Annotated in this window: 5 protein-coding genes and 1 pseudogene; all 6 read right to left on the bottom strand. The window is 54.9% G+C overall.

Features of this window, described 5'->3' with window-relative positions; all coding sequences use genetic code 11:
- Window positions 1-986 (bottom strand): annotated as a pseudogene (locus EOB59_RS32275) (type IV secretion system protein); the annotation flags it as partial.
- Between the two features lie 6 nt (window positions 987-992).
- Window positions 993-1,817: a type IV secretion system protein gene (locus tag EOB59_RS32280; protein WP_128178024.1), complete on the bottom strand. Its 825-nt coding sequence runs from the start codon at window positions 1,815-1,817 to the stop codon at window positions 993-995.
- Between the two features lie 130 nt (window positions 1,818-1,947).
- Window positions 1,948-4,296 carry a DUF87 domain-containing protein gene (locus tag EOB59_RS32285; RefSeq protein WP_128178022.1) on the bottom strand — a complete coding sequence of 783 codons (2,349 nt, stop codon included), beginning with the start codon at window positions 4,294-4,296 and terminating at the stop codon, window positions 1,948-1,950.
- Window positions 4,289-4,567: a VirB3 family type IV secretion system protein gene (locus EOB59_RS32290; protein ID WP_128178020.1), complete on the bottom strand. Its 279-nt coding sequence runs from the start codon at window positions 4,565-4,567 to the stop codon at window positions 4,289-4,291. Before EOB59_RS32290 ends, EOB59_RS32285 begins: the two co-directional genes overlap by 8 nt.
- Window positions 4,568-4,627: 60 nt before the next feature.
- The gene (locus EOB59_RS32295) at window positions 4,628-4,987 is read right to left on the bottom strand and encodes a TrbC/VirB2 family protein (protein ID WP_128178019.1); all 360 of its coding nucleotides are present in this window, start codon (window positions 4,985-4,987) and stop codon (window positions 4,628-4,630) included.
- A gap of 54 nt (window positions 4,988-5,041) precedes the next feature.
- A partial coding sequence (locus tag EOB59_RS32300) for a lytic transglycosylase domain-containing protein (RefSeq protein ID WP_206622090.1) occupies window positions 5,042-5,895 on the bottom strand: 854 nt, incomplete at its 5' end.

Raw genomic sequence — 5,895 nt, forward strand, 5'->3', positions numbered from 1 at the left:
CCCGCCGCCGGCTCGGCTCCAGCTTCACGTGCGGCGCTTGCCACACTTACGCCGTCTCGCGATCGTTGGCTGCCGCCGTGCACTTTCTTTGCGGCACCCCAGGCCATGTGAGCTGCGGCAGAGGCCGCGCCAGAGGCCGCGCCGGCGCCTACAGCCGCCACCGACACAGAGGCCAGGGAACTTGCCATGGTCGGGATCATGAACAGGAGAGCCGTCGCCGCCATGATGATAAAAATGAAGGCGAAATCATTACCGCGGGATGCCACATAGACGTCAGCGGCGACATACAGCACAATAGCCATAAGGGTCGCGGTCAGCAGCGGGAGGACCACGAAGCCAACCGTGAAGCGGGTCCAACTCTCGAAATACTGACTCGTTTGAGGCATCATCAGCATGATGATAGCCAGAGGCGCTAGGCTGATCGACACGGCGAACCCAATTTTGGCCATCATTACAATAAACGCGCATGCGGCGATAAAAAAGCCGCCAACGATTATGAATAACACACCAATAAACACGTTCCGAAATGACTTTCCAACGTGCCAGATCGAAAAATCCGTTATGTATCTACCAGATAGGTGCAGGACCGCATGGGCGAACTCATCCATCGCTGAAGATGTGTCCGATATCCGCTTAGGATCGAGAAGGGCGGGATCAACGTTCTTGATTGGCACTTTCGCGGCATGCATCATAATGCTTGCGTAATTATTTGGCACATCAATAAGCATTGAATAAATGCCTTCAAAATTCACCCACATTGTTGCAAATGAATATATCAGTATATATCGCAGAGCCCAATGTAAATACACGGAGTAATTTATCGTTCTGAATTGGATTATGTGATTTATCGCGATAAACAACAACGAGACCAACGCCATGGCGCCGAGCAACTCCCTAATCGGCTCAGCAACTCCTTGGAAAACTACTTGCGCATAGTCGACAAGCGTCTTGTCGAGTGTGCGAGTAATGTTTGAAATCACACCCACGGCGCATTACCTGTTAAAATCTAGAAGATCGCGGATGGCATCCGGCTCGGCGGAGTCGGCACCTAATGCCATGAAGTACGATCCTGCCAGCGATGCGATCGCCGCTTGGGTGCGCAGTGTTTCATTGAGCTGCTGCACGATTTCGATCATCACGCGTGTGTTGATGTCAACGCTGCTTTTTAAGTCGTTGCTGTTTTCGAGCGCGGCGATATAGCCATTTATTCTCCCCATGCTGGCGTTGGCACGTTTGTAGGATTCCTCCGCAGTAGAGGCAGCGACAGCGCCCTGAGCCGATCCATTCGCGATAATGACCTTACTGAGGCGTTGGTCGTTGTGCAGCGCAAATGCCTGATCCAAGTGATAGCGAGCTCGAAATTTGGTGAGGGCCGCCTGAATGCCTCCCGGGCCACCTCCGCGGCCATTCAAAGCATCGTCAACCATTTCCCGCAAACCCGGCCCTCCTTCACGGGCCGCGACGTCAGCCTTGCCATTGTTCACCGGGAAGCGCTTCGGACCTGAAATGGAAGAAAGCTGCGCTTTGCCCACGTCTCGGTTCTCAATTAGCAGATGCTCCGCTGTCCGCGCGGATGCTACGAGCTGGTTCATCCCACCGCCTAACAGCCGGCACATTTCCACCACGTACGTCAGCAACTCGACAGCGTTCTTGTCGAAGGTTACCTGGGCGCCGTCCGGAGCGTCTGGGAGCACTCCAATAGACGGCAGGGGAGCAGGCGTGATCTGGCTTTCCTGGGCCCTAGCCTCCCGCACCAGCGAGCCGGCGGCCGCAAGCAAAATACCAGACACAATGACAGACTGGAAAGCAGCTCTCATGACACGACTCCTTCGGTTTGGAGCTCAAGTGTATCCCAGGCGCAGACACAATTGTTCTTGCGCACTGCGGGAACGGCCTGGCAGGCAGTAAGGGGGGCTAGGATCATTGTGAGAAAAATCAGAGGGATCTTCATTGCAGCATCTCCATTTGAAAGTTTGGCCTGTCACGCCATCCTGCGTGCGCTTTCCCCCCTCGCCCACCCCCCAAGATCTCGATACCCTTACCGATCGCTCCGAGGGCGAAATCAAGAACGACGCTGTCGCCGCCCGATTTCAACAGCACCAAATGGTTGTCCACGTTGCTTATCCGAAGGAAAGCGCTTTCCGTCGGCGTTAGATTGAGCGGCGCGAGTTCGGCTTCAGTGTTGTAGGAACTTGGGTAGACCAGACGCGTGACGGCGCTCTCCAGTATGGCATCGCCCGCAGCGCTGTTGGTGATGTGGGACACACGTTGAGTCAGGAGAACGACCGCAACATTGTTTTTGCGCATCGTTAGCATCCAATCCTTCAGGCGCAGTTGAAAATATTCGTCGTCGAGCAGCTTCCAGGCTTCGTCAAGAACCAGCAGTGTTGGAGCCTCGTCTTCTACGAGCCGCTCCACGCGTCGAAAGACATAGCTCAGCCACGCGGTGCGGATGGTGTCGTTGTCGAAAATTTCCGTGAGGTCAAAAGCGGTGATCCGACTATCGAAAGCGAGCGAATCGATACTCTTACCCCCAAACAGCCAGCCGAATTGACCGGTCTCGTCCCAGCGGCCAAGTCGGTTATAAAGGTCACCATCATCGTCGGTCGCACGCAGCTGGCTGCGGAACTGCGCGAAATTCTGTAGGCGGAGGTCAGCCGTTGCGTTTGCCTGAGCGGCATCATGGAGTGCCTGAAGTTGCAACGGATTTAGCCGTCCGCCCTCGTTGTCAGCCAATGCGGAAAGCCAATCGGACAACCAGGCCGCGCCGCGGCTATCTGCCTCGGCTCGCATAGGGTTGAAGCCCGTTTCCTGCCCCATACGCACGGCGGAGTAGGTTCCGCCCATGGCGCGGATCGCCATCTCGAAACCATTATCCTTGTCAAAGACTATGATCCGAGCGCCAAGCCGATGGGCCTGACTGAGCAGAAAAGCAGTACCAAGCGTCTTGCCAGACCCGGTTTGGCCAAGCACAAGCGTATGGCCGACCGTGCGCTGACCTGGCTTGCCCGGCAAATGGAAGCTGAAGCGGAACGTCTCGCCACGTGCTGTGGGCAATATTGTTACGCAGTCGCCCCAAGGGCATAGCTCCGGTGGATTGCCTTTCGGCAAGCCGTGCATGGCGCAAAGTTCTGCAAAATTCTGCGAGGAGATCATTTCCGCTCGTGTGCGATAGCTGAAATTACCCGGATGTTGAGCGAAATAAACTGCGCGGGCAGAGAAGTTCTCGCGAACAATTGCAGAACCCGCGTCTTGCATGGCGCGCGTGACGTAAGCCATGGCTGCCTCAAGCTCCTCCTGAGTCTCGCAAAATACAGCGATGCTGCAATGGTGGTCGCCAAAGGCGACGCGGCCGGATGCAATATCGTCCTCGGCCTCTTCCAGTTGCGCCATCAAAGAGATAGCCGCATCCTCCGCCGCCTTCATCCGCTTGCGCACACGAGCGATTTTAGCTTGGGCGGCAATATTGTCGATCGGCGTAAAGCTCTGAGAGACCACGGTATCGTAAGGCAGGCTAAGCCTGTCGAGAATGCCGGGATAAGTTTCGGTAGGGTAGTCCTTTACCGATATGATGGTTCCGTAGCGTTTGAGACTTGGGTTGGGGTTGTCGCATTCGAAGACCTTGCCGCGGAACGTGACCGTCGAACTCGCCAAGAGGTCAGCGACGGGGACGAACTTTTGGCCAGCAACGAGTCGCCCACTTGATCCGTCGATCGCGGTACGCAACAAACTAAGCCACTCACCATCCGAGACGGTTAGCCGACGAGGCTTTGCCACACTTACGCTAACCATGCAGGTGTTAATCATCTGATCGAGGCGAACTGCGCGCGCAGTGACCTCTTCACGACTGTAGACCTCCTTGTTGCCAAACACATTGAGTAGTTTGGCCAGCCTCTTCGGCGGTCGGATCACAATAGTAACCATCGTAACCCGGTCGCGCAGCCCAATAGTCTCAAGATAATTTCGCCAGCGCTGATCAATCTCCTCGTTGAAAGGATCTCCTTTGATCTGTCGCATCGTGGGTCGGGTTTCCGCAGAGATGCGATGGACATAATATCCAACGTCACCGCGTTGCTGTGCAATGAAACGTGAGAATGCGTTACTCAACTCAATCGTATGCCGGCAATCGATCGTGTCGGCATTGACCCCTTCGGCAGCGAAAGCGGCCATTAGATCGCCATCACGTAACATGAGGGTGCCATCGTCCACGATGCTGACATATGGCAGATTGACTGCAAGTTGTTCGCGTTCGTGAGCGGATCGGTGCGTCGTCACATTAGCAAGTAACTTATGCATGATATACTAGTCCTTCACCTTTCAACAGTGCCGGGCTCATGCGCGTGCTTTGCACGGTTGCGATAAAAACGTCGATGATCTTTGGATCATAGGCGGCTAGGGTACGCAAAGTGGCGTAGCCAACACTTCCCACAATCACCAGATAGAGGAATGATTTGGTGATGATGAAACCGAGCATTACGACGCCTATGAGGACAACCAGATACATGACCGGCAATCCCGCAAAGGCGACTTCGCGCGTCAAGCCTATGAAAAGCGTTGTGCGTTGAATGGTCTATACTCCTCTGAATGGCTCGCGAGGTAAATTTTACAGCATCCGCGCCGAGCCGGATTAGCGTGCGGTTAGGCCCTGGACGAAACTTGCGCCGCCAAACACGATCGCGATGCCCATGACGATTGAGACTGCGAAGGTCCAGTCCATGCGACCAGTCATAAAAGAGAAGCCAACGGCGATGACGGCCAAGGCAGAGATTGAAACACCGATTGGCCCGGTTATCGCTTCCACAATTGCCTGAAGGAATGTTGTCACACCATTGAAATCCTGAGCAGCACTCGGCGTAACAAAAATAATCGTCAACAACGCTGCCGCAGACGCAACGGGCAACCGCCGCCCGACGCTCTTGGTTAGATTTTTAAGTGTCTCGACAGAGATTTTCGTAAGAATGTTAATTGTACGCTTTGGGGTCGACATTCTGTTCGTCCTTTCTGCAGGTCTTCCGTTCCTAATTTGCTGTACAGACGACCGTTAATGATGCACTTTGGATGCCCTTGAAGTTCCTCGCAAACGCGATCGTGGTTTGCGCTTTGATTCTTTCTTGATATTTTTTGTTGGCTTTAATGGGCCAACGACCGAGCTCTTTCTGGCCGACGTAGGCCGCTGCAAGACAGTCTGAAAAATGCGTTGCGCCGCGCCACCGGGACGTTCATCGGCATCTGTCACTAGCGAAAGCAGGTGGGGCGGCGCATCGTTGCCCGCTCTCGCGATTTGAACTGCGATATTGTGCGGCTCGACACTGACAGCGTGAAGGATGTCCGACACATATTGCCGGGTCTCCCGATAGGGCGGAATGCCGCCATGTTTGCGCACAGCTGCAGGCCCGGCGTTATAGGCAGCGAGGGCAAGTTCAAAGGAGCCGAACTCATCGAGCATTTCTGTCAAGTATGTGGCGGCGCCCTCGAGATTTTGCTGCGCCGAGAACGGATTCTTCACATCGAGATCCAATGCGGTACGCGGCATTAGCTGGCCGAGCCCGACTGCACCAGCCGACGAAACCGCGCGAGGGTTGAAGTTGCTCTCCCGCTGAATCATCGCCGTGAAGAGATCAACAAACATTGACTGGTTTAAGCTTGATTTGCGTACGCCTGGCCTCGAAGCAAATCGCCGTCCAAACTCGGCGGCAAGCCAGTACATATTCCTCTGATCATGGGTGAGGTCTTTTGCCATGCTGTGCGCAATCGGAAGAGAGAGCAAACTGAGCCGCCTCGACAGAAGATTTCGCGCGCGTTTGGTCGCACGTGCCGATGACATGGAGGAGGGATGACGGAAGGCGGCTTCAACAGCTCTATCGGTCGACGCGCCTGTAAATTCCAGGACAGAAT

Source organism: Mesorhizobium sp. M7A.F.Ca.MR.176.00.0.0 (assembly GCF_004023165.1).
In the GTDB taxonomy this organism is placed as follows: Bacteria; Pseudomonadota; Alphaproteobacteria; order Rhizobiales; family Rhizobiaceae; genus Mesorhizobium.

Bases quoted from the DNA above. Each gene is read 5' to 3' on its own strand.
- EOB59_RS32280 (WP_128178024.1), bottom strand. From the start codon at position 1,817: ATGAGAGCTGCTTTCCAGTCTGTCATTGTGTCTGGTATTTTGCTTGCG.
- EOB59_RS32285 (WP_128178022.1), bottom strand. From the start codon at position 4,296: ATGCATAAGTTACTTGCTAATGTGACGACGCACCGATCCGCTCACGAA.
- EOB59_RS32295 (WP_128178019.1), bottom strand. From the start codon at position 4,987: ATGTCGACCCCAAAGCGTACAATTAACATTCTTACGAAAATCTCTGTC.